The sequence below is a fragment of the Phaeobacter inhibens DSM 16374 genome, assembly GCF_000473105.1.
GTDB lineage: Bacteria > Pseudomonadota > Alphaproteobacteria > Rhodobacterales > Rhodobacteraceae > Phaeobacter > Phaeobacter inhibens.
On sequence record NZ_AXBB01000004.1, the window covers coordinates 172,375 to 195,509 of the forward strand.

Annotated in this window: 26 protein-coding genes and 1 riboswitch; of the genes, 9 read left to right on the forward strand and 17 right to left on the reverse strand. The window is 61.6% G+C overall.

Annotation, left to right across the window (positions count from 1 at the left end):
• Window positions 1-65 precede the first annotated feature (65 nt).
• Entirely contained in the window at window positions 66-263 is a 198-nt protein-coding gene (locus INHI_RS0100810; RefSeq protein WP_027246378.1) for a CsbD family protein, read from the forward strand.
• 114 nt (window positions 264-377) lie between these two features.
• Entirely contained in the window at window positions 378-887 is a 510-nt protein-coding gene (locus INHI_RS0100815; RefSeq protein ID WP_027246379.1) for a pyridoxamine 5'-phosphate oxidase family protein, read from the forward strand.
• 92 nt (window positions 888-979) lie between these two features.
• Here INHI_RS0100815 and INHI_RS0100820 read toward each other — a convergent pair whose 3' ends face one another.
• The 4 genes from INHI_RS0100820 to INHI_RS0100835 form a co-directional block, all read right to left on the reverse strand.
• Window positions 980-1,159, reverse strand: a complete 180-nt coding sequence (locus INHI_RS0100820; protein ID WP_027246380.1) for a PLDc N-terminal domain-containing protein — start codon at window positions 1,157-1,159, stop codon at window positions 980-982.
• 57 nt (window positions 1,160-1,216) lie between these two features.
• Window positions 1,217-1,480 carry a DUF7218 family protein gene (locus tag INHI_RS0100825; RefSeq protein WP_027246381.1) on the reverse strand — a complete coding sequence of 88 codons (264 nt, stop codon included), beginning with the start codon at window positions 1,478-1,480 and terminating at the stop codon, window positions 1,217-1,219.
• A gap of 88 nt (window positions 1,481-1,568) precedes the next feature.
• Entirely contained in the window at window positions 1,569-2,948 is a 1,380-nt protein-coding gene (locus INHI_RS0100830; RefSeq protein WP_254656805.1) for a mechanosensitive ion channel family protein, read from the reverse strand.
• 299 nt (window positions 2,949-3,247) lie between these two features.
• A complete protein-coding gene (locus tag INHI_RS0100835) occupies window positions 3,248-3,373 on the reverse strand; it encodes an entericidin A/B family lipoprotein (protein WP_027246383.1) in 126 nt (41 codons plus the stop codon).
• 372 nt (window positions 3,374-3,745) lie between these two features.
• On the opposite strand from INHI_RS0100835, the gene INHI_RS0100840 reads away from it, so the two are divergent.
• On the forward strand, window positions 3,746-4,327 hold the full coding sequence (locus INHI_RS0100840) for an exopolysaccharide biosynthesis protein (RefSeq protein ID WP_027246384.1): 582 nt from the start codon (window positions 3,746-3,748) through the stop codon (window positions 4,325-4,327).
• A gap of 7 nt (window positions 4,328-4,334) precedes the next feature.
• On the opposite strand, the gene INHI_RS0100845 is transcribed toward INHI_RS0100840, so the two are convergent.
• From INHI_RS0100845 to INHI_RS0100865, 5 genes are read right to left on the reverse strand one after another with little or no spacing between them, the layout of a single operon-like run.
• Complete coding sequence (locus INHI_RS0100845; RefSeq protein WP_027246385.1) at window positions 4,335-5,615, reverse strand: amidohydrolase family protein; 1,281 nt, start codon at window positions 5,613-5,615, stop codon at window positions 4,335-4,337.
• Window positions 5,615-6,559 carry an ABC transporter permease gene (locus INHI_RS0100850; protein ID WP_027246386.1) on the reverse strand — a complete coding sequence of 315 codons (945 nt, stop codon included), beginning with the start codon at window positions 6,557-6,559 and terminating at the stop codon, window positions 5,615-5,617. The genes INHI_RS0100845 and INHI_RS0100850 overlap by 1 nt, the downstream gene beginning before the upstream one ends.
• Window position 6,560: 1 nt before the next feature.
• Window positions 6,561-7,610: an ABC transporter permease gene (locus INHI_RS0100855; RefSeq protein ID WP_027246387.1), complete on the reverse strand. Its 1,050-nt coding sequence runs from the start codon at window positions 7,608-7,610 to the stop codon at window positions 6,561-6,563.
• Complete coding sequence (locus INHI_RS0100860) at window positions 7,600-9,168, reverse strand: ABC transporter ATP-binding protein (protein WP_081698666.1); 1,569 nt, start codon at window positions 9,166-9,168, stop codon at window positions 7,600-7,602. Before INHI_RS0100860 ends, INHI_RS0100855 begins: the two co-directional genes overlap by 11 nt.
• Window positions 9,169-9,181: 13 nt before the next feature.
• Complete coding sequence (locus INHI_RS0100865; protein ID WP_027246389.1) at window positions 9,182-10,213, reverse strand: BMP family protein; 1,032 nt, start codon at window positions 10,211-10,213, stop codon at window positions 9,182-9,184.
• Between the two features lie 328 nt (window positions 10,214-10,541).
• Between INHI_RS0100865 and INHI_RS0100870 the strand changes: the two genes are divergently transcribed.
• A complete protein-coding gene (locus tag INHI_RS0100870; RefSeq protein WP_027246390.1) occupies window positions 10,542-10,889 on the forward strand; it encodes a RidA family protein in 348 nt (115 codons plus the stop codon).
• 64 nt (window positions 10,890-10,953) lie between these two features.
• Here the strand turns inward: INHI_RS0100870 and INHI_RS0100875 are convergent, their stop codons facing one another.
• The 6 genes from INHI_RS0100875 to paaZ all read right to left on the reverse strand — a co-directional run bounded on the left by INHI_RS0100875 (window position 10,954) and on the right by paaZ (window position 17,563).
• A complete protein-coding gene (locus tag INHI_RS0100875) occupies window positions 10,954-12,045 on the reverse strand; it encodes a FecCD family ABC transporter permease (RefSeq protein WP_027246391.1) in 1,092 nt (363 codons plus the stop codon).
• Between the two features lies 1 nt (window position 12,046).
• The gene (locus INHI_RS0100880; protein WP_027246392.1) at window positions 12,047-13,027 is read right to left on the reverse strand and encodes an ABC transporter substrate-binding protein; all 981 of its coding nucleotides are present in this window, start codon (window positions 13,025-13,027) and stop codon (window positions 12,047-12,049) included.
• Window positions 13,028-13,041: 14 nt separating this feature from the next.
• Window positions 13,042-13,827 (reverse strand): ABC transporter ATP-binding protein, encoded by a 786-nt coding sequence (locus tag INHI_RS0100885; RefSeq protein WP_014875587.1) that lies wholly within the window; start codon window positions 13,825-13,827, stop codon window positions 13,042-13,044.
• The gene (locus INHI_RS0100890) at window positions 13,824-14,249 is read right to left on the reverse strand and encodes a DUF1636 family protein (RefSeq protein WP_014880895.1); all 426 of its coding nucleotides are present in this window, start codon (window positions 14,247-14,249) and stop codon (window positions 13,824-13,826) included. Before INHI_RS0100890 ends, INHI_RS0100885 begins: the two co-directional genes overlap by 4 nt.
• Window positions 14,250-14,356: 107 nt before the next feature.
• Window positions 14,357-14,571: riboswitch (cobalamin riboswitch) on the reverse strand.
• A gap of 70 nt (window positions 14,572-14,641) precedes the next feature.
• On the reverse strand, window positions 14,642-15,466 hold the full coding sequence (locus INHI_RS0100895; RefSeq protein WP_027246393.1) for a PaaX family transcriptional regulator C-terminal domain-containing protein: 825 nt from the start codon (window positions 15,464-15,466) through the stop codon (window positions 14,642-14,644).
• A gap of 66 nt (window positions 15,467-15,532) precedes the next feature.
• Window positions 15,533-17,563, reverse strand: a complete 2,031-nt coding sequence (gene paaZ / locus INHI_RS0100900) for a phenylacetic acid degradation bifunctional protein PaaZ (RefSeq protein WP_027246394.1) — start codon at window positions 17,561-17,563, stop codon at window positions 15,533-15,535.
• 126 nt (window positions 17,564-17,689) lie between these two features.
• Here paaZ and paaG point away from each other — a divergent pair, with 126 nt between their 5' ends.
• Genes paaG through INHI_RS0100920 form a run of 4 tightly spaced genes read left to right on the forward strand, consistent with a single transcriptional unit; the run spans window position 17,690 to window position 20,831 of the window.
• Window positions 17,690-18,475: a 2-(1,2-epoxy-1,2-dihydrophenyl)acetyl-CoA isomerase PaaG gene (gene paaG, locus INHI_RS0100905; protein WP_027246395.1), complete on the forward strand. Its 786-nt coding sequence runs from the start codon at window positions 17,690-17,692 to the stop codon at window positions 18,473-18,475.
• Window positions 18,476-18,477: 2 nt separating this feature from the next.
• A complete protein-coding gene (gene paaI, locus INHI_RS0100910; protein WP_027246396.1) occupies window positions 18,478-18,903 on the forward strand; it encodes a hydroxyphenylacetyl-CoA thioesterase PaaI in 426 nt (141 codons plus the stop codon).
• 15 nt (window positions 18,904-18,918) lie between these two features.
• Window positions 18,919-20,229 carry a phenylacetate--CoA ligase PaaK gene (gene paaK / locus INHI_RS0100915; protein WP_027246397.1) on the forward strand — a complete coding sequence of 437 codons (1,311 nt, stop codon included), beginning with the start codon at window positions 18,919-18,921 and terminating at the stop codon, window positions 20,227-20,229.
• A 5-nt stretch (window positions 20,230-20,234) separates the two neighbouring features.
• Window positions 20,235-20,831 (forward strand): TetR/AcrR family transcriptional regulator, encoded by a 597-nt coding sequence (locus tag INHI_RS0100920; RefSeq protein ID WP_027246398.1) that lies wholly within the window; start codon window positions 20,235-20,237, stop codon window positions 20,829-20,831.
• Window positions 20,832-21,003: 172 nt separating this feature from the next.
• Here INHI_RS0100920 and INHI_RS0100925 read toward each other — a convergent pair whose 3' ends face one another.
• The gene (locus tag INHI_RS0100925; protein ID WP_014875579.1) at window positions 21,004-21,210 is read right to left on the reverse strand and encodes a cold-shock protein; all 207 of its coding nucleotides are present in this window, start codon (window positions 21,208-21,210) and stop codon (window positions 21,004-21,006) included.
• Window positions 21,211-21,264: 54 nt separating this feature from the next.
• Window positions 21,265-22,293, reverse strand: a complete 1,029-nt coding sequence (gene trpS, locus INHI_RS0100930) for a tryptophan--tRNA ligase (RefSeq protein ID WP_027246399.1) — start codon at window positions 22,291-22,293, stop codon at window positions 21,265-21,267.
• 128 nt (window positions 22,294-22,421) lie between these two features.
• Here trpS and INHI_RS0100940 point away from each other — a divergent pair, with 128 nt between their 5' ends.
• Window positions 22,422-23,108 carry a rhomboid family intramembrane serine protease gene (locus INHI_RS0100940; protein WP_027246400.1) on the forward strand — a complete coding sequence of 229 codons (687 nt, stop codon included), beginning with the start codon at window positions 22,422-22,424 and terminating at the stop codon, window positions 23,106-23,108.
• Window positions 23,109-23,135: the final 27 nt, after the last annotated feature.

Genomic DNA, 23,135 nt, shown 5'->3' on the forward strand with positions numbered 1-23,135 from the left:
TCCGGGAACCAAGCCGATATCGGCACGTTGGTTAGGCGACGATACCGCAACGATAGGAGCACGCTATGAATCAGGACCAGGTCAAAGGCAATTGGGCGACCCTCAAGGGTAAATTCCACGAAGCCTATGGCGAGTTGACGGATGATGAGGTGGAGCAAGCCAAAGGCGACCGCGAGCAGCTGGTCGGCCTGTTGCAAACCAAATACGGCAAGGCCCGCGAAGAGGCGGAGCGTGAATTGGATAAATTCTTCGCCTCTGTCTGACCGCGCCAGCATTGACGACAGCAATAGCTGACAGCAGCAAGGGGAGCGGGCCGATGCCCGCCCTCCACGTAAGCCCTGGAACAGGCGCGAGCATATAAATAAAGGATTTCAGCCGTGGCACGACAGACCGAAACAAAAGACGACGCGATTTCTCAACTCTGGCATCAGCTGGAAAAACGCCGCACCTCCATGCTGGCGGTGCGCGACAGCGACCAGCACCCGCAGCCGATGACTCATTTCGCCGATGCTGAGAACGGCGCGATCTGGTTCATCAGCTCATCCGACAGCGATCTGGTCAAGGCAACCGGCCTTGGCGCTGATGCGCAGCTGACCTTTGTGTCGGATGGTCAGGACTATCACGCGAGCGTACGCGGCCCGATTGAGGTCACCAACGACCCTGATAAGCTGGATGAGCTGTGGAGCTTTGCAGTCGGTGCCTGGTTCGAGAAGGGGCGCGATGATCCAAAGGTCACGCTATTGAGAATGACCCCGCGGGAGGCGGCGGTCTGGGCCTCGCAGGGCAACGCGGTTCTGGTTGGTCTCAAACTGCTGCGCGCCAGCATGAGCGAGACCGAAGGCCACCCGGACGTCGGCGTACACCACGTGCTTCAGCTCAATACCTAAGGTTGTTGCGGCCCTCCCGAACATGCAAAACAAACAGCGCCGTCTCGCAAAAGACGGCGCTGTTTTTGTCTCATCGAAATAAAGCGCAGCGGCTAGCGCGCGCGCGGACCAAAAAGCAGCCAGCAGATGAACCCAAATATGGGCAGGATCAGAACAAAGACCACCCAGATGACCTTCTTGCCCGTGCTGGCGTTGGATCCGACAATTGATACGATTGCCCAGATCGATAGCAGCAGGACAATAAGCCCGCCAATTCCAGCATATTCTACCATCTATCATGTCTCCTGATTTAAAGGGGTTAGAGACCGCGCAGCGGGGGCCTGACCGTGTCAGCCGTTGCGCAAAGCCTTAATCAGTTCATCTTTGTTCATGGTCGAACGCCCCTCAATCTCAAGCTCGCGGGCACGCTCCATCAACTCATCCTTGGTCCAATCCTCATATGGGGGCGCTTTGCCGCCTTTTTCAGAGGGGGCCATATTGTCGTTGGCCTGGGCATTGGCGATCGCTGCGGCCTTGGACTTGCTATAGCCCTTGTCGCGCAGGGCATCATAGGTGCTGTCATTCTTAATGGAGGGGCTGTGGGTTTTTGCCATGGGATGCTCCTTTGTCTCTGGGGCAACGCAGAGACATCAGCGATTGTTCCGCAGAAACATCGGCCCACACGGTTGCGTTGTGCGAAGTTTATTCCGCTTTCTGACCCTCACTCAGCAGATCGCCACCGCCGTCGGGGGCGTTGCGTTCACGGGTGGCGGCTTCCTCATTGGCGTCTTCAACCCGCGCCGGATCAGCGGCTGCCGGAAGGGGGGTCTCTGCCGCAGCTGGTGCAGGATGCGGCGACGGAGCAGCGGCGTCGTCACGCGGCTGATCGGTGATCGGCAACAGGCTGGCCGCTGCATTGGCATCGACGCGCAGACGGTAGATCGGTTCCGGCAGGCCAAATCCGTTGCTCTCCAGAGCGGTCTTGGCGGTGCGGATCGCCTCGCCGCGCGCCTTCAGGAAGCTGCTGCGCGTCTGGTCCACCCAGCCGGTGAAAGTCAGGATCACGTTGGAATCGCCCACTTCCTTGACCCAGGCGCCGACCGACGGATCGCGCAGCACGAAGGGCAGCGATTGCAATGCGTCGACCGCCGTCGACAGCGCAGCCGCCAGATCGGCGTCGGCATCAACACCCAGTTCAAACTCGAACCGCCGGTTTGCATCGCGGGTATAGTTGACGATCCGCCCCTTGAAGACGGTCGCATTGGGGATGCGGATATGGTTGCCCTCCGGCGAAATCAGAATGGTTGCACGCGAGGTCAGCCGGGCCACGGTCCCCATATCGCCTGCGATCTCGACAAAATCATTCGGCCGGAAGGGTTGCCGCAGGCTCAGCAGGATCGAGGCGATGAAATTCTCCACCGTGTCACGCACCGCAAAACCCACGGCCAGACCCGCCACACCCGCAGCCCCCAGAACCGCGCCCAACAACGCGGTCGCATTAAGGATATCCAGTGCCACCACCAGTCCCAGAATGATGAATGCAATGCGGGCAACGGCGCTGTAGACCTCTGCGATGAACGAATTGGGCGCCAGACGCTGCCAGATCCGCAGCCGGGTGGTGACCAGCCAACCAAAGGCGGAGATCATCACGAAGACCAGCATCGCAACAAAGAAGATCGGCGCATTGGCAATGATATTGCGGGTCCGCTCTTTCAGTCTTGAAAACGCAGAGTCCAGCCGCTCGTCCAGCCGACCGTTGACCAGGGTCTGGTTTTCAATCGCCACGACGCCGTCAATCCGCTCAATCATGGTGGTAAGCTGGGTCTGGCGCGCATTATCCAGCACCTCGCCCGCAAGGGTCACCACACCATTGGAGACTGAGACACCGACCTTATCAAACCCGTCGATTTCCCCCAGAAGTTCGACGATCCGGCGGCGGATCTGCGAATCCGGAGCCGCTTTGCCGTCCAGTTGGATCGCACTGTCAGTCTGAACCGGTTCACTGCTGGTCTGGGCTGTTGCCAGTACGGGCATCCATAAGACCACCAGCAGGGTTGCTGTCGCCAGAACGTGCAGGAGCATCTGCTGAGCGCGCCCGAGGCAGCTGATGCACGCCACGGTAGGGCGCGCGCCCAATGCTGCGTTTAATGGGCGGCGGGCAGGGCAGTCAGGCATTGGCATCCTCGGTCTGGGGCGCATCTGGAACATGTCGGCAGTTGATCAAAGCCAAGGCGGGCTGCCGCACCGCAATGGTTCTGTGACTTCAGGGCAAGGTCAACCGCAGACAGATGCCGATGTCACGATAAAATTTGCACGCTCTGCCTTAAATGCAAAAACACCCCGCCAGAACGGGTCTGACAGGGTGTTCCGGCGCAGCTGATTTACTGCGCTTCCTGAGATTCTTCGGTAATCGCGTTGCCAAGATCGGAGACGTCACGGCCGAACCCTTCGGTGGTTTCGCAGGCGGCCAACCCGGCCAGGGCAAGAGCAGCAATGAAAAGTCGCATATCAATTTCCTTTCGTTTCGCGGCGCTGGGCCGTCTCCAATCCGGAATATCTCCCGGTCTTATGCACGCCAGTCGGAGACCAGCGGAAGGATGGGGCGCGGGCAGGTGCCCGGTCGCGGCCCCGGTTGGCCCCGATCAGCCGGGGCCCGTCCCGTCTCATCACGGGGTTGCGCTGGGGTAACGTTCCGAATCAGGAAACGGTTCCCGCAGATTTGGCGGGTTCCTTGAGAAAACGCAGACGGGTTTGGCACTGAAGCTTGGCTCGTGGGTCTGAACAGGCGGGCCGAGGCGCAGATGCCACGGAACTACGGCGGGCCGAACACGTTTTGCCCGTGAACCAACTGCGTGCCGCTGAACAGGAGCCTGCACAGAATGACCGCCGAGAACCACCCCGTTGCCGAGATGATCGACGCCACAACAGAGCTGCTGGAGGAAGACAGCATCAGCGTGGCAGACGTAGTGGAGGATCTGGGCCATTCGTCGATGTCGGCGACGCTGCTGCTCCCTGCAATGGCCGTTGTGTCCCCTCTCAGCGGGGTGCCGCTGTTTTCGACCATCTGCGGGATGCTGATCTTCCTGATTGCGGGGCAGATGGCATTGGGGCGCGATCATCTTTGGTTGCCGGATTGGCTTCGCAGGCAGCGGGTCTCCTCCGACCGCGCGCGAAAGGTCTTGGGACCGATGCGCCGCATGGCGCGGTTTCTGGATCGTCACACAGAGGCCCGTGTCAAAATTCTGCTGCGTCAGCCCTTTGTGACTGTCCCGCGGGTGATTTGCGCGCTTTGCGGGCTGGCGATGCCCTTTCTTGAGCTGGTGCCGTTCAGCTCCTCGACACTGGGGATTGTGGTCAGCAGCCTCGCTGTTGCGATGTTGACCCGCGACGGGTTGGTGATGCTGATAGCCCTGCTGTTACTGACGGCGGCGGGGGTTGGCCTGCCGTATCTGTTGATCTGATGTCAGGTCATCCGGGCATCTGATGGCGCCGCCGCACCTGTGCCGGGCGGCCGGGGATGGATATATCCGCATCGCCGCGCGCGCTCCGGCTGACCACCTTGCCCTTGGCCACGACGGCAAGGCGCGCAGGCCGCAGACGCAGCGCTTCGGTTGGGGTGGCGGCATCCAGCACCACCAAAGACGCGCGATCACCTTTCTTCAGGCCATAGCCGTCCAGCCCCATGATGGCGGCATTGCTCTCGGTTACCATGGTGAAACACTGTGCCATCTCATCCGGGTGGGTCATTTGCGCCACATGCATCCCCATGAAGGCCACATCCAGCATGTCCCCGGTGCCAAGGCTGTACCAGGGATCCAGCACACAATCCTGACCCCAGCCCACCGTGACCCCATGGGCCAGCAATTCCTTCACCCGGGTCAGCCCGCGCCGTTTGGGAAAACTGTCATGCCGCCCCTGCAATACGATATTGATCAGCGGGTTGGGAATGGCCGCAATCCCGGCCTCGGCAATCAGCGGCAACAGCTTGGAGACGTAGTAATTGTCCATCGAATGCATTGAGGTGAGGTGACTGCCGGCCACCCGTCCCTGCAACCCGTGGCGCAGCGTCTCCTGCGCCAGTGTCTCGATGTGGCGCGACAGCGGATCATCGGTTTCGTCACAATGGATGTCGACCTGTAGCCCCCGATCCGCCGCTATTCGGCAGAGATCGCGCAGAGACTCCGCGCCGTCCTGCATGCTGCGTTCGAAATGCGGGATGCCGCCCACCACATCGACGCCCATATCCAGCGCGCGGATCAGATTCTCACGCCCGTTTTCTGCCCGGTACAACCCGTCCTGCGGAAAGGCGACCAATTGCAGGTCAATATAATCCTTAACCGCCTCGCGAACCTCCAGCATCGCGGTCACGCCCCGCAGGTGGTCGGGGGTAGTATCGACATGGGTGCGGATTGCCAGCAACCCCATGCTGGCCGCCCAGTCACAATAGGTGAGCGCGCGGTTGACCATATCCTCGACACTGGCCTCCTCGCGCAGCTCCCCCCATAGGCTGATCCCCTCCAGTAGCGTGCCAGAGGCATTGACCCGCGGCAGCCCGTAGGACAGCGTCGCATCCATATGGAAATGCGGATCGACAAAGGGCGGCGCGACCAGATCACCGCTGGCCTCGATGGTCTCCCCGGCTGTCGCGTCAATGGACGGCGCCACCTCGGTGATCGTGTCACCGGTGATGCCGATATCCGCGACAGAGCCATCGGGCAGGGTGCCGCCCTTGATCAACAGATCCAACATCATCTTTCTCCCTTGTTGAATGGCACCATCAGCGCGGCGGGCACCTCGGCGCGGCGTGACATCAGGATCAGCGCCAGTATCGACAGAATATAGGGCAGCATCAGGAACAGCTGATAGGGCACCACCGCGCCAATACCGGTTTGTTGCAGGCGGATCTGCAGCGCATCAAAGGCCGCAAAAAGGATCGCCCCCAGCACCGCCTTGCCCGGCCGCCACGCGCCAAAGACCACCAGCGCAATGCAGATCCAGCCGCGCCCATTCACCATATCGAAGAAAAAACTGTCAAAGGCCGAGAGCGTCAGGAACGCGCCACCAACCGCCATAATCCCGCTGCCCACCACCACCGCGCCCATGCGGATCGCGGTCACTGACAGCCCCTGCGCGGCCACTGCCGATGGGTTCTCACCCGCCGCGCGCACCGCCAGCCCCAGCGGCGTGCGATACAGGGTGTAGGCGCAGAGTGCCGCCAGCACAAAGGCGGCATAGGTCAGCGGTGTCTGGGAAAACAGCGCCGGGCCGATCAGCGGCAGATCCGAAAGCAGCGGGATTTCATAGGGCTGAAACGCCTCGATCTTGGGCGGAGAGGACACCTCCGGCAGCACCACGCGGTAGGTGTAAAAGGTCAGCGACGTGGCCAGCAGTGTCAGCCCGATGCCCACCACATGCTGCGACAACCCGAAAGGCACGCTGAGCGTCGCATGCAGCAGGCCAAAGGCCATGCCGGTCAGCAGCGCCACACCAACCCCACCCCAGAGCGGCAGCCCGGCCCAGACCGCGATCCAGCCGGAGAAGGCACCCGCGACCATGATCCCCTCAATCCCGAGATTGAGCACCCCTGCGCGTTCGCAGATCAGCTCTCCCAACGTGGCAAAGATCAGCGGCGAGGCGATGCGGATCGCGGCGGCCCAGAAGCTGGCAGAGAGCAGGATTTCGAGGATATCCATCTCAGTCCCTCCGCAGCCGGAATTTGCTCAGAAGGATCGCCAGCACCATCAGCAGCAGGGCAGAGGCCAACATGATATCGGCCAGATAGCTGGGAACACCTGCGGCCCGGCTCATACTGTCCGCTCCGACAAAAATCGCGGCGACAAACAGCGCTGCAAAAATCACGCCAATTGGATGCAACAGCGCCAGCATGGCCACAACGATGCCCGTATAGCCAAAACCGGGGCTCAGATCGAGCGTCAGAGCCCCTTTCAGGCCTGATACTTCGGAATAGCCCGCCAATCCGGCCAGACCGCCAGACAACAGCGCGGTTTTCAGGATCACCTTTGTGACTGGGATGCCCGCAAATCGCGCGGCTTCGGCATTCTGGCCAACTGCGCGCATCTCATAGCCCAGCGTGGTGCGGGTGTTGATCACCCAGATCACCAAAGCCGAAATAAGCGCCAGCGCAAACCCCCAGTGCAGCCGCAGCCCGTCCACCACGCGGGGGAGCCGCGCGTCGGCGCTCAGCCGTGGTGATTTTGGCCAACCCATGCCCATCGGATCCTTCAGCGGCCCTTCCAGAAGGTAGGAGACGAACAACAGGAATATGAAGTTGAACAGCAGCGTTGTAACCACCTCATCCACCCCCAGCCGTGTCTTCAACAGCGCAGGCCCCAGCAGCAGCACCGCCCCCGCGATCAGCGCCGCCGCGCCGAGTAGGGGCAGCAACAGCGGCGCAGGCAGGTTCAGCGCGCCGGTGCCGAGAACAACGGTGATCACAGCCCCCGCATAAAGCTGCGCCTCGGCTCCGATATTCCAGAGCTTGGCACGAAAGGCGACGGCAATAGCGAGGCCGGTAAAAATCAACGGGGTGGCCCGGTTCAGCGTCTCAAGCAGCGCAAATTTCGACCCAAACGCCCCAGTCAGGATCAGGCCAAAAATCGACAGCGGCTCTCCGCCCGCGATCTGTGCCAGCAGCGCGGCAAGGGCAAAGGTCGCCAGCAGCGCCAGCGCAGGCGGCATCAGCCGCCGCTGCCAGCTCGGTGCGGCAATCGGTTCAAGCCGCATGGCCATCCTCCGTCTGTGGGGTGTCAAAGCCATGACCAGCCATCCAGGCCCCCAGTTCTTCTGGCTGTTTAGAACCTCGGGTGAACCCGGGGCTAAGGCGTCCTTCGCTGATCACATGGATCACATCAGAAAGCTGCATTATCTCGTCCAGATCCTCGGAAATCAGCAGAACCGCCGCCCCACGTGCGCAGGCTTTGGCCAGCTGTTCATGTACATAGGTGACTGCACCGATATCCAACCCGCGCACTGGCTGGTTGGCCAGGATGATCTGCGGCGATTGTTCCAGCACACGGCCAAGGATCAGCTTTTGCATATTGCCGCCGGACAGCAGCCGGATGCGGGTGTCGGGGCCGGGACAGCGCACGTCATAGCCTGTGATCACAGTCTTTGCGAAGTCACGCGCGGCCCGCCAGTCGAGCCAGCCCCGGTGGCTGAAACGGGTGGCATAGGTTTCAAGAATCGCATTCTCCGTCAGATCGAAATCCGCGATGGTGCCTGTCTTGTGGCGATCTTCTGGAATGCGGGCGATCCCGGCGGTGATGGCCTCACGCGGTGACCAGCCTGCCGGGGCGGCGCCGTTCAGGGTCAGACTGCCGGACTGCGGCGTGATCAGGCCCGAGACCAGATCAGACAGTGCCGCCTGACCATTGCCGGACACTCCGGCCAATCCGGTGATCTGACCCGCGGCCAGATCAAGCGAGACATGCCGCAAACCGGGGCTGGCCCCGGCGCTGGGTGTGGTGACATCGCGCAACTGCAACAGGGCTGGGCCGGGTGTGTTGGCGGCAAATTTCGCAGGCACGACATCGGCACCGACCATCAGCGCAGCCAACGCGTCACTGTCTGTATCAGCGGTCTGCCGTTCGGCCACCAGCTTGCCATGGCGCAGCACCAGAACCCGGTCGGAAATCGCCATCACCTCATGCAGTTTATGCGAGATGAAGATCACCGAAAGGCCCCGGTTGATGGCTTCGCGCAGGGTGGCAAATAGCGCGTCGGATTCCTGTGGCGTCAGGACCGCTGTGGGTTCGTCCAGAATGAGGATCCGTGCGTCCCGGTACAGCGCCTTCAGGATCTCAACCCGCTGACGCTCGCCAACGGTGAGCCGCGAAACCTTCGCGTTGGGATCGACCTTCAGATGAAACTGCTCGGCCAGCGCGCGGATGCGGGCCTTGGCCGGTCCTGCCCGCAGGCCCAGACCCAGCAGCGGCTCCACGCCAAGGGTGATATTCTCCCAGACCGTCAGATTATCCGCCAGCGTGAAATGCTGATGCACCATGCCGACGCCGCCATCCAAGGCGGCGCGTGGCGCACCGGGCGGCAGGGGGGCGCCGAACAGCTCCACGCCGCCTGTATCGGCCATATACTGACCAAACAGAATATTCATCAGCGTGGTTTTGCCCGCGCCGTTTTCCCCAAGCAAGGCAATGACTTCACCCGGAAACAGGTCAAAGCTCACGTCATCGTTCGCGGTGACACTGCCAAAGCGTTTGGTGATGTTCTGAAGGCGCAGCACCGGGGTGAGACCCGGTGCCTGTCCCATTTTATCGGACGCCATTGGCGGCCTCCCGTCAGGAGGACGCAGGCTCAGCGTCGTTGATTTCCACCTCGTAGGAGCCATCCTTGATGGCCGCTGTGCGGCTGGCGATCAGATCCAGCGCTTTCTGCGGAATCTTCCCCTCAAAGGTGCCAAAAGGTGCCAGTGATGCGCCGCCTTCCTTCATAAAGGAATAGACGCCATAGTCTGCTGCTGTGAAGCTGCCATCCCGTACCTTGGCAATCGCGGCATTCAAAGTTGGCTCAAAATGCCATAGGGCCGAGGCCGCCACCGTGTCGGGGTAGTCGCCCTGCGTGTCGATCACATTGCCAATGGCCAGAACGCCCTTTTCCTTGGCCGCATCTGAGACGCCAAAGCGTTCCGCATAGAGCATGTCCGCGCCGTTCTCGATCATCGCAAAGGCGGTTTCCTTGGCCTTGGGCGGATCGAACCAGCTGCCGATGAAGGAGACCTGGAATGTGATATCGGGGTTCATCTCCCGTGCACCTGCCATGAAGGCATGCATCAGGCGGTTCACCTCAGGAATGGGAAAGCCGCCAACCATGCCGATATTGGCGCTCTCAGACATGGCCCCGGCTACAATGCCAGACAGGTAGGACGCATCCTGAATATAATTGTCGAACACCGCCAGATTGGGCAGCGCCGGGTCTTCTTTGAAGGAAGACCCCATCAGGAAGGCCACATCCGGATAATCCGCTGCCACCTCGCGGGCCTCCGCCTCCACGCCGAAAATCTCACCGATGATCAGCTTGTGGCCCTGTTCGGCATATTCACGCATCACCCGCGGGTAATCGGTGTTCGAGGTGTTCTCGGAGAATGTATAGGTGATGTCGCCACGGTCCTTCGCGGCGAGGGCGGCAACATGAATGCGGCTGACCCATTGCTGTTCGACGGGCACCGTGTAGATACCAGCGACTTTGATTGGTTCTGCGGCGTGCCCCTGCTCAGCCAGCGAAGCGCCCAAACCAACGGTCAGCGCGCCAGCCGCGCAGCTGAGCAAAAATTGGCGGCGCGACATCCGCGCGCGGGTCTTGGTCGATGTCATGTCATTTCCCCCTGTCGATGGCCCTGCGATGTTGCAGGCTCTTTTTGGAACGTCGCCGGTCGTGCCCGCGTGTCGTCGACGCTAGGGGGTCGGTCGTGACCCCGGCAATACGCGCCATATGTTCCGCAGGGGAAACTATAGGGGCGCGCTTCTCTTTTCGGCAAGGATGAATTAAAACATCAAAATTTGTGCGGTATTTGAACGGCTTGCCTGAGGTGATCTGCTGCCATCTGATGTCCGGCGCGGGGTGCATTGCTTTGCCACGACCGGATCGATATCCCTGAAGCAGACCCGCCCTCCGGCGTGGCCGTCACCGAACGAGGAACATATGACACAAATCGAACGCCATCATATTGGCAAGCGTATGAGCAAAATCGTTAAACATGGCGAGACCATTTACCTGTGCGGTCAGGTTGGTACTGCAGGGGCCAGCATCGCCCAGCAGACGCAGGATTGCCTCGACAAGATTGACGCGCTGCTGGCAGAGGCAGGCAGCGACAAATCCCGCATGCTGCAATGTACGATCTGGCTCTCGGATATGGCCAACTTCGCAGCGATGAACGAGGTGTGGGACGCTTGGGTGCCTGAGGGCGCGGCCCCGGCGCGGGCCTGCGGCGAAGCCAAGCTTGCGCGGCCTGAGCTGCTGGTGGAAATGATCGTGGTCGCCGCTGCCTGACGTCTGAAACTGCAAAAGGCCCCCGATGCGCGCGGGGCCTTAAGTGTCTGTTGTCGCCGCAGCCCTAACGCCGCCGCAGCAGCCAGATGAAGAACACACCGCCCACCAGCCCGGTGACCAGCCCGATCGGCATATCCTCCGGCGCCATCAGGGTGCGGGCGGCGATATCGGCGGCGACCAGGAACAGCCCGCCAAACAGCGCCGAGACCGGCAGCACCCGGCGATGATCACCGCCGACGATCAGCCGGGCCACATGCGGCACGATCAACCCGACAAAGCCGATCATGCCGGAAAACGCGACCATCACCCCGGTGATCAGCGCACCGACGCAGAAGGTCATCAGGCGGAACCGCGCCACCGGGATGCCCAGCGTCGTGGCTGTCTCGTCCCCGACTGTCATCGCGTTGAGATCGCCGGAGCGGGACCAGAGCCAGCTGCCGCAGAGCACCAGCACCACCAGGGGATAGGCCAGATGGCTCCACTGGGCGAGGCCAAGCCCCCCCAGCATCCAGAAGACCACCGTATGCGTGGCGCGCGGATCCCCGAGGAAAATCAGAACATTGGCCCCTGCCATAACCACAAAGGAGACCGCCACTCCCACCAGCACCAGCCGGTCGGCGGTGGTCGCCTCGGCAAAGCGGGAAACAGCCAGCACCAGCGCCGTGGCCGCAAGGGCGCCGACAAACGCCAGCAAGGGCACGGTCAGCAGTCCCAGAAACAGCCCGGTATGCAGCAGCGCCAGAATCGCACCAAAGGCGCCGCCAGCGGAGATGCCCAGCAGATGCGGATCGGCCAGCGGATTGCGGGTCACCGCCTGAAGACTGGCCCCCACCATGGCAAGCCCGGCGCCGACCATCATCGCCAGCAGGGCGCGGGGGAAACGGATGTCCCAGACAATCGCGGCCTGTCCCTTGCTCCAGCTCGCGCCGAAGACACTGTCTGCCGCAAACGCTGATCCGTGGGTCAGCTTGTGGGCGATAATGCCCCACACGGAGGTGAGCGGAATGCCAACTGCGCCTACAGAGACGGCAATCGACAGGGTCAGGGCCGTCAGTACGGCCCCGCCCAGGATCCAGGCCAGCCGCCCGCGCAGGCGCCGCCGGGCGCGCGCGCTCAGGCGCGGCTCAGTTGCGGGATGTGCGTGGGCGGTGGACATATCAGTTGCTTACCGCATGCGCCTGCGCCGCGTCAAAGCTGGTTGCCAACGTCTTGATTGCGCGGATGTTGCGCGGTCCAGGCGTGGCTTCGACATACTCAAGCGTCACGAAACGGTCATTCTTCACCGCGTCGACCTCTGCAAATGCAGGGTTGCTGCGCATGAAGGCGCGTTTTTCCTCGGCGGTGACCGACCCGTAGTTCACGATGACGATAACCTCAGGATTGCGCTCGACCACGGCTTCCCAGGTCACAGTGGCCCAGCTTTTTTCCAGATCATCCATGATGTTGCTGCCGCCCGCCGCCTCGATCAGCGCGGTGGGCATGGCATATTTGCCTGCGGTGAACGGCGTGTCCTCGCCGCTGTCATAGACAAAGACGCGCAGCGGATCGCTGGCTTCGGGACGATCCTTGGAAAAGGCGGCCAACTCATCCTTGTAGCCCGCAACCAGTGCCTCCGCGGTTTCTTCAACGGCGAAAATCCGGCCGAGGTTCAGCAGGTCGTTATACATGTCATCCATGCTGACCTTTGCCTTTTCACCAATGTGAATGCAGCTTTCGGTCAGCTCATAGACCTTGATGTCAAAGGGGGCGAGGGTTTCTGGCGTGACCTCACCGCCCACCTTCATGCCGTAATTCCAGCCGGCAAAGAAGAAATCCGCATCGGCGCCGATCAGCACCTCCTTGGAGGGGTATTTTGCCGACAGTTCCGGGAGTTCGGCGACGCCAGCGCGCATCACCGGATCCAGGGTCTTCCAGCCGGAAATCCCTGTGTAGCCCACCATCCGGTCGGCCAGCCCCAGCGCCAGCATCATCTCGGTCAGATTGACGTCATTGGAAATGGCGCGCTGCGGCGGTGTATCAAATGCAACGCTGCGGTTGCAGCTCTGTACCGTGGTCTCGGCCTGCGCCACCGGCGCGAGGGAGATGGCCATAACACCGGCGGCGAGCAGCTGCGTCACTGTTGAAAAACGGGCAGTCATAGTCAGGGATATCCTCATGAAACAGGGAGGTGAAAGGTCAGGTGATCCTGCCCGGAGGGGGTCAGGGTTTCGCGTCTGGCAGCGACGTTGAAGACCCGACTAACGGTGTCCTCGCTCAGTACGTCATGGGGCGTGCCAAAGGCCAGCTGGCGGCCCTCGGACATCAACAGGATTTCATCACAGGCGCCGGCTGCGATGTTGAGATCATGCAGGCTGGTGACAATGGTCACATCCAGATCCCGGATCAGGTCCAGCACGTCCAGCTGATGGCGGATATCCAGATGGTTGGTCGGCTCATCCAGCACCAGAAGTGAGGGTTCCTGCGCCAGTGCCCGCGCCACCATGACCCGCTGACGCTCGCCACCCGACAGGGTGCCGAAGGCCCGGTCAGCCATGCTGTAGAGATCGAGACGGTCCAGCATTCCCTCAATGATCGCCGCATCGCGCGCGCCCGGTGTCGCAAACCCTGAGCGATAGGGCGCCCGTCCCAGGGCAACGATCTCCGCCACGGTCAGGGCAAAATCGGTAGGTTGTTCCTGCAGCACCGCAGCAACGCGCTGCGCTGCAGCCTTTGGAGGCAGGGCCCAGATATCACTGTCACCAACCTCAACCTTGCCGCTGCGCGGCTGGTTGAAGCGGTAAATCACCCGTAGCAGGCTGGACTTTCCGGCACCATTGGGGCCAACCACACCCAGCACACGGCCTGCATCGAGGTGAAAGCTGATTGGCTGCAGGATGAGCGGCGCCGCACGGCCCGGTCCCCAGCTGACATCTGTAACGGTGAGTGAGGCTGCGGTCATTCGGCAGGCTCCATGGGCGCGGTTGTTTTTGCCGCTTTGGCCTCTATCGGGGCCGCGGGGAACAGGGCCGGGATGCGCGACAGGGTGGAGCGGCGCAGTTTGCCGGGACGATCAACCGAGCTGCACCAGCCGTCCGCCAGCAATTTGTAGAGATCGGCAAATTGCAGAATATCCGCCAGATCGTCCTGAGGGGTGAGGTCGCCAAACACATAGCTGGCTTTGCCCTCGGCCTGAAATCCGACAGTACAGGGGTGGCTGCATCCCGCCATGCAGGCGACACCTGCCACCTCCACCAGGGTATCGCCGCGCTGGTCAAGCGCGTCGCGCAAGGCGTCAATCAGCTGCGGCCCCGGACGGGTGCCGGGGTCTGTCCCTTTGCAGGATGTGCACACCAGAATACGGTGCCGTGCTGTCCCGTCCATAGCGCCCTCCGCGCAATCCGGTCAGGGGGGCAAAGGGGGAAGGGGACCAGCCACGCGTGAGTGTCGTGCCGTATCATCCTGCCCGCCGGAACACCCCGTCCGGTCCAATAGGTTTCCTGTGGATGGCAGGTCTCCTGACTTGCGGGTTGCTGCGGGCCTCGGCCTTCCCGGCCCAAGGGGCCAGTGGTCTATCGAGGTCGCTCACCGCTCACAGTTGCGGGGGCAGTCGCGGATTTGGCGCCTTTTGGCTACACCACACCACGTTCCCTTTTCATCCCGTGACCGCTTTGGGGCCGTGGGAACCATCTGCGACTTTGGGTAGATTTCTCACCGAGGTTTGTAAAGGAAAAATCATCACAGCTGCGCGGCCGGTCGCACGCTGGTGCTGCCTCTCAGGGGTCTTCGGCAGCGATCAGTTCACCATTTGGGCTGAGCCGGGGGCGCGGCAGGTGCTGCAGCAGCGACGCGACACGCTGGCGGCAGTGTTCTCCGGCCCAGTCATTGGGATGAAACCGGGGCGGTAGATCCGGATGCCGCAGCACCACACGCCGCCAGCGATGCACGATCAGGGTGCGCAGCGTGGCGATCTGTGTCGGGTCAAGGGCATCTGAAACACGGCTTGTCTCCGGCGGTTTGACGCCGCTCAAGGTGCTGTCGAGCCGGGCACAGGCCAGTTTCAGATCCTCTGGAAACAGCCGCTGACGCAGCCAGTCAGGCACTGACAGATCCGGATGGTCGACCGCCAGAAATTGGTCCCGCTCCCGTGGCAGGGGGCCATGGCCCAGCACCGTAGAGCGGTTGACGGCAACATAATTTGGCTGCTGCAGCAGGGCGTCCAGCGCGCCGCCTTGTCCGTCCTGCGCTATCAGCAGGTGCCAATCCTCGGGGGCGAGTGTCGTTGGAGCATAGATGCGCGGGGTGACAGCAGCGGATTGGCTGCGGCCCATCGGGGTCAGGAAATGCACCGACGCGCGGCCTGATCGCGTGCTGTCGATCCAGCCGTCCTTGCGCAGCCGGTGCAATGCAACGCGGATCGCCTCCGGCTTGATTCCCATCGGGGTGATGATCCGGGTGAGGGCGCTGCCGCCAATCTGGTCCCCGTCCCGCTGCGCCAGATCTCCAAAGAGCGAGACAATAATCGACCAGACCCGCTGGTTCTGCGGGTCGCTAAGGGCAGTTACGGTGGTGTCGAACCAGGAGGTCTGTGCGTCTGTCATATATAATAGATAAGTCGCCCGGCCCGGATAGGCCAGACCGGACGACCGTCTGATGACAGGGCCCTATCAGAACGCGTTCATGGTCAGCAGCTCATATTCGGCGGCAATTTCATCATCCTGATTGGTCAGGGTGACATGCCAGCGTACCTCGCCGTAGTCTTCGTTGCGGGGTGTCTTCTTCTTGACGGTCAGACGCACCTTGATGCTGTCGCCTGCAGAAACAGGCTTCATGAACCGCAGATTGTCGATCCCGGTATTGGCCAGCACCGGCCCCTCATCGGGTTGCACGAACAGACCGGCAGCAAAGCTGATCAACAGATACCCATGGGCCACACGACCGGGGAAGAACGGGTTCCGCGCGGCAGCTTCGTCATCCATATGGGCGTAGAAGGTATCGCCCGTGAACTTGGCGAAGGTCTCGATATCCTCCAGCGTGATCTGGCGCGCAGCACTGTGCAGGGTTTCTCCCAGCTCCAGATCACCGAATTTGCGGGTAAAGGGATGTACCTTGGCGGCGATCTCCGTGCCACCCGGCACCCATTGTTCGCCAATCGCCGACAGGATGTCGGGGGAGCCCTGAATGGCGGTGCGCTGCATGTAATGTTTGACGCCGCGCACGCCGCCTAGCTCCTCGCCGCCGCCAGCACGACCTGGCCCGCCATGCACCATATGGGGCAGGGGGGAGCCATGGCCGGTCGATTCCTTCATCGAGTCGCGGTTGTTGAAGTAAAGCCGCCCGTGATAGGCACCCGCCCCCAGCGCGACCTCGCGGGCCACCTCTGTATCATGGGTGATGACGGAGGCCACCAATGACCCTTCGCCGCGATTGGCAAGCGTGATGGCGTGATCCAGATCGTGGTAACCCATGATGGTTGAGACCGGGCCAAACGCTTCGGTGTCATGGACACGCTGCGCCTTGTCCGGATCGGCGCAATGGAACAGCATCGGCGGCACAAAGGCGCCTTTTTCGGCATCGGCGCCATCAACGGAGAAGTTTTCCGGATCGCCAAAGACGCGCTCTGCTTCCTGGCCGATGATCGCGGCCTTCTCCAGAACGTCGCGTTTCTGGCTGTTCGAGACCAGCGCGCCCATGCGGGTGGTTTCCAGGCGCGGGTCGCCAATCCGGGTCTTTGCCAGCCGCGCCGACAGGGCTTCGATCACCGCCTCCACCTGCGCGTCCGGCGCGATGATACGACGGATGGCGGTGCATTTCTGACCCGCCTTGGTGGTCATCTCGCGGCTGACTTCCTTGACGAACAGGTCAAATTCCGGCGTGCCGGGACCCGCGTCCGGGCCAAGGATCGAGGCATTCAGACTGTCCTGTTCAGCCACAAAACGAATGGAATTCTCCAGAATCACTGGGTTTGCGCGCAGCTTCAGCGCAGTCTGCGCAGAGCCGGTAAAGCTGACCACATCCTGCATCGTCAGATGGTCCAGCATGTCGCCAAGGCCGCCGGAAACCAGTTGCAGGGCGCCCTCAGGCAGGATGCCCGACTCCAGCATCAGCCGCACCGCCAGCTCGGTGACATAGCAGGTCGCAGTGGCCGGTTTCACAATGGCCGGAACACCGGCCAGCAGGGTCGGCGCCAGTTTCTCCAGCATCCCCCAGACCGGAAAGTTGAAGGCGTTGATATGCACCGCAACCCCTTGCAAAGGCGTACAGATATGTTGACCAAGGAATGTGCCGTTGCGCGACAGCTGCTCAATATCACCGTCCAGATACACATGGGCATCCGGCATCTCGCGCCGCCCCTTGGAGGCAAAAACAAACATGGTGCCAATGCCGCCGTCGATATCGATCATGTGATCGCTTTGCGTGGCGCCGGTGTTGAAGCTCAGATCGTAGAGCGCTTGTTTGTGCTGGTTCAGATGCCCCGCCAGGGCCTTCAGCATCCGGGCGCGATCATGGAAGGTTAGTTTGCGCAAGGAGGGGCCGCCCACTGTGCGGGCATAGTCCAGCATCCCCTGCACATCCAGCGCGTCATTGCCCGCCTGAGCAAGGGGTGCGCCTGTGATCGCGCTGGCAATGCTGCGCGCACCCGCACCCGGGGCAATCCATTGGCCAGCGGCAAAGCTGGAAACATCAAGAAGGCTCATGGGCGGGTTCCTTTGCGTCTGGACCGGGACATGCACGGTCTGAATATGAGAAGTCGCAAATATATTGACCAACCGGTCGGTTTATGCAAGGTCTTTGTTAACAGATGCACGAGGGGAGGCGCTGCGATGTCAGAGACGCTGTTGGTGGAGGATCACGGGACATGGGTGGAAATCACCCTGAACCGTCCGGACCGGTTGAACAGTTTCACAGAGGAGATGCACCATGCCCTGCGCGCAGCCCTTGAAGCGGCCCGCGATGGTGGCGCGCGTGCTGTACTGCTGACGGGATCCGGACGTGGTTTCTGTGCCGGGCAGGATCTGGGCGACCGCGATCCGCGCAAGATGGACGGCCCGCCGGACCTTGGCCATACCGTCCGCACCTTCTACGCGCCGCTGGTGAACCTGATCCGCTCGCTCGATTTTCCGGTGATATGTGCCGTCAACGGCGTCGCCGCCGGGGCCGGGGCCAATCTGGCGCTGGCCTGCGATGTGGTTGTCGCGGCTGAGAGCGCCAAGTTCATCCAATCCTTCTCCAAGGTCGGCCTGATCCCGGACACCGGCGGCAGCTGGCATCTGCCGCGGCTCTTGGGCGAGGCCCGTGCCAAGGGGCTGGCGCTGACGGTTGAGCCGCTGCCTGCCAAGAAGGCCGAGGACTGGGGCCTGATCTGGAAGGCAGTGCCGGATGACGAACTGATGGCCGAGGCGCGCGGCATGGCGGAGAAATTCGCAAACGGCCCGACACTGGGGCTGGGCCTGACCAAGCAGTGCATCCAGGCCGCGGCGGTCAACACGCTGTCTGACCAGCTGGAGATCGAGGCGGACGCGATGAAAACCTGCGGCGAAAGCGCGGATTATGCCGAGGGCGTTGCCAGCTTCCTGGAAAAGCGCGCCCCCGCGTTCAAGGGGAAATGACCATGACCCCCAAGGAACGCGCCGAAAAATCCGCAGCTGCCATGTGGGCGGACGACCATGCGTCCAAATGGGCGGGCATGGAAATCACCCATGTGGATGAGGGCGAGGCGACGCTGGAGCTGACCGTGGCCCAGCACCACTGCAACGGCCACGGCATCTGCCACGGCGGTGTCACCTTCATGCTGGCCGACAGCGCCTTTGCCTTTGCCTGCAACAGCCGCAACCAGTCGACCGTGGCGCAGCACAATGTGATCAGCTTCACCGCGCCGGGTCGGCTGGGCGACAGGCTGATTGCTACGGCGCATGAGGTCTCTCTGACCGGACGCAGCGGTATCTATGACGTGACAGTGACCAATCAGGACAGCCAGAAGATCGCGGAATTCCGGGGTTTCTCCCGGGCGATCAAAGGCCAGTTGTTCGACGAATAAGGCGTGGAGGATGCCATGGAAGATCTGAGCCCCAAGAAGGGTGAACTGGACCCGATCGAGATCGCCTCGATCGACGAGATCCGCAGCCTGCAGCTGGACCGGCTGAAGTGGTCGCTGCGCCATGCCTATGACAACGTGCCGATGTACAAGCAACGGTTCGACGAGGCGGGCGTGCATCCGGACGACCTGCAAGAGCTGTCCGATCTGGCCAAGTTCCCTTTCACCTACAAAAACGACCTGCGGGACAACTATCCGTTCGGCCTGTTTGCGGTGCCACGGGAACAAATCATGCGCCTGCATGCCTCATCGGGCACCACCGGCAAGCCGACCGTTGTGGGCTATACGGCGAATGACATCAGCAACTGGGCGGATCTGGTGGCGCGGTCCCTGCGGGCGGCTGGCCTGCGCAAGGGCGACATGGTGCATAACGCCTATGGCTATGGTCTGTTCACCGGCGGGCTTGGTGCGCATTACGGGATTGAACGGCTGGGTGCGACCGTGGTGCCGATGTCGGGCGGGCAGACCGAAAAACAGGTTGGCCTGATCACCGATTTCAAACCCGATGGCATCATGGTGACGCCCTCCTACATGCTCAACATTCTGGAGCAGTATCACAAGGTCGGTATGGACCCGCGCGAGTGCTCGCTGAAGGTCGGCGTCTTTGGCGCTGAACCCTGGACGGACGCGATGCGCCGCGAGGTTGAGCAGGCTTTCGACATGCATGCGGTCGATATCTACGGCCTCAGCGAAATCATGGGACCCGGCGTGGCCAATGAATGCGTCGAGACCAAGGACGGCCCCGTCATCTGGGAGGATCACTTCCTGCCGGAAATCATCGACCCGGCCACCGGCGAGGTGCTGCCGGACGGCGAGATGGGGGAGCTGGTGTTCACCACGCTGACCAAGGAAGGCCTGCCGATGGTGCGCTACCGCACCCGCGACCTGACCCGCCTGCTGCCGGGCACCGCGCGCTCGATGCGGCGGATGGAGAAGATCACCGGCCGCAGCGATGACATGATCATCCTGCGCGGCGTCAATGTCTTCCCCAGCCAGGTCGAAGAGCAGCTGCTGGCCACTGGCGGGCTGGCGCCTTACTACCAGATCGAGCTGTATAAATCCGGCCGCATGGACGCGATGCGGGTCTTTGTGGAGGCCAACCCGGATGCCACAGATGAGTTGAGCAAGACCGCGGCGGCCCGGATGCTGACCAAGCGGATCAAGGATATGGTTGGCGTCTCGACGGAGATTATCGTCGGCGAACCGGGATCGGTGGAGCGCAGCCAGGGCAAGGCCAAGCGCGTTGTCGACAACCGCAGCAAGGAGTAACCCGCTTGGCCCGCACCATTGCAAAAGACCACGACGAGAAACGCGCCCAGATCCTGAAATCTGCGGCCAAAGTCTTTGCTGAGCAGGGATTTGACCGCGCGTCGATGACCCAGCTGGCGCGGGAATGCGGGATCTCCAAGGCCAATATCTACCACTATTACGATAGCAAGGATGCCGTATTGTTCGGCGTCCTTGACACCTATCTGAGCGATCTGCGCGATCGGGTCTGCGGTGTGGACGTCAGCGCGCTTTCCCCTGATCAGCGGCTGCGCTGCATCGTTTCGGAAATCCTGCTGGCCTATCAGGGGGCCGACCACGAGCATCAGGTGCAGATCAGCGCCATGGGAGCCCTGCCGGAGCCACAGCAGGCACTGCTGCGCGGGTATCAGCGCGAATTGGTGCAGCTGGTCAGTGACGCGCTTGCCGGGGTTGCTGCCGATGGCATCGCCAGAGATCCGGCCAAGCTGCGTGCCGCCACCATGTCGGTCTTCGGGATGTTGAACTGGTACTACATGTGGAATTCCGGCGCTGGACCTGAGGCGCGTGAAGATTACGCACAGATGGTGGCAGATCTGACCATGAACGGCATCCGGTCGCTATAGCATCCCGTCCGGATCACTCCGGTTGCAGCGGTCTCTGGCGTCGGAAAAATAATTGAACCCAGACATGCAAAAGGCCGCCTGAAACGGGCGGCCTTAGGGTGATTCTATCCACAGAAAGCTGTGGTCAGAATGTCTTTAGATGGATGGGCGCGGAAAACCCGCGCCGCGATCCTTACAGCAGTTCCAGCGAACCTGCGGACTGCTTGCCGTCACGACCAGTTTCCAGCTCGTAGGAAACTTTTTGGTTGTCGTTCAAACCATTAAGGCCCGAGCGTTCAACCGCAGAGATGTGTACAAACACGTCCTTGCCGCCAGACTCAGGCTCGATAAAGCCGTAGCCTTTTGTTGCGTTGAACCATTTCACGGTGCCATTGGCCATCCGAATTCTCCAGTATCTATCTCCCCGCAGGGTGCGGGATCGTAAGGCCTGATATCACAGAGTGACCGGCGCGACCATGCCCACAATGTCATAAGTTTTGCGAAGGATGGGGGCTGTGATTTCTCGGGCACGCTCCGATCCACGTGCGAGAATTTTGTCGATCTCGTCCTGATGTTGCATCAGCCGGGCCATTTCGGTGGTGATCGGGCTCATTTTCGCAACCGACAGATCTGCCAGCATCGGTTTAAACTCCGAAAACGCCTTGCCGCCGACATCCGCCAGCACCTGATCAACCGATTGCTCTGCCATGGCGGCGTAGATGTTGACCAGATTGCGTGCCTCCGGCCGTCCTTCCAGCCCCTCAACCTCGGAGGGCAGGGCGTCAGGGTCGGTCTTGGCCTTGCGGATCTTCTTGGCGATGGTGTCGGCATCATCTGTCAGGTTGATGCGGCTGGCATCAGACGCATCCGATTTGGACATTTTCTTCGACCCGTCCCGCAGCGACATGACGCGTGTGGCCGCGCCTTCGATCACCGGCTCGGTCACCGGAAAGAAATCGACGCCGTAGTCGTGATTGAACTTCATCGCGATGTCGCGGGTCAGTTCCAGATGCTGCTTTTGATCTTCGCCCACGGGCACATGGGTGGCGTGGTAGACCAGAATATCAGCCGCCATCAGCGCCGGATATGCGAACAGACCAAGCGAGGCGTTCTGCGCATTCTTACCGGCCTTGTCCTTCCACTGGGTCATCCGCTGCATCCAGCCCATGCGGGCAACGCAGTTGAAGATCCACGCCAGCTGCGCATGCTCGGGTACCTGGCTTTGGTTGATCAGGATCGACTGTTCAGGGTCAAGCCCGGCGGCGATGAACCCGGCGCAAAGCTCGCGCGTGGATTTCTTCAGATCCGCCGGATCCTGCCAGACGGTGATCGCGTGCATATCGACCATGCAGTAGATGCTCTCCACGTCCTTGGCCTGCCAGTCCACGAACCGCTTCAGCGCGCCAAGATAGTTGCCAAGGTGCAGATTGCCCGATGGCTGGATGCCGGAAAACACGCGGGGCGTGAATGTGGTCTCGGTCATCAATAAACTCCCGTCTGGAATTAGGATCCTTGCTGGCTTAACCATGGCTGGAACCATCGTCAACCGCGCGCGGATCAACCGGGCCGCCGGGCAGGGCGGCAGAGCAGGCAAGCAGGAGCAAGATCACAATGGAATACCAAAAAGAGCCGTCTCCGGTGAACCCGCTGCCGCCGGTTGTGGTGGCGCTTGTGCTGATCATCATGGGGATCGAAGCCGGGTTTTCGCTTGGCGCGCGCGGGATCTTTGGCGGGCCTGAGGCCGTCGGCTGGCGGCTGGAGGCAATTCAGACCTATTCGTTCTCTTCCGACATCTTCTGGTGGATGTGGGAGACCGGGCAATGGCCGACGGAGCATCTGATCCGTTTTGTTTCTTACCCCTTTGTGCATGTCGCATTCACCCAGACCCTGTTTGTCTGCGTTTTCGTGCTCGCCATGGGTAAGATGGTGGGCGAGATTTTTGGCGATCTGGCCATGGTGCTGGTGTTTCTGGTCTCCGGCATCGGCGGCGCTGTTGGCTATGCGCTGCTGACCCAATCATCGGTGCCGCTGATCGGTGGCTTTCCCGCGGTCTACGGGCTGATCGGGGCCTTCACCTATATCCTGTGGCGGCAGCTGTCGCTTGTCGGCGCGCAGCAAAGCCGCGCCTTTACGCTGATTGCCTTTCTGATGGGGATCCAGCTGCTGTTTGGCCTGCTGTTCGGCGGCACCCTTGACTGGGTCGCCGATCTCTGCGGCTTTGCCACCGGCTTTGGCCTGTCCTTCTTCCTCGCCCCCGGCGGCTGGGCCCGCATCCGCAATCATATCCGCAGGGAGTGATCAGCCAACCCTGATTGGCAGGTTCTC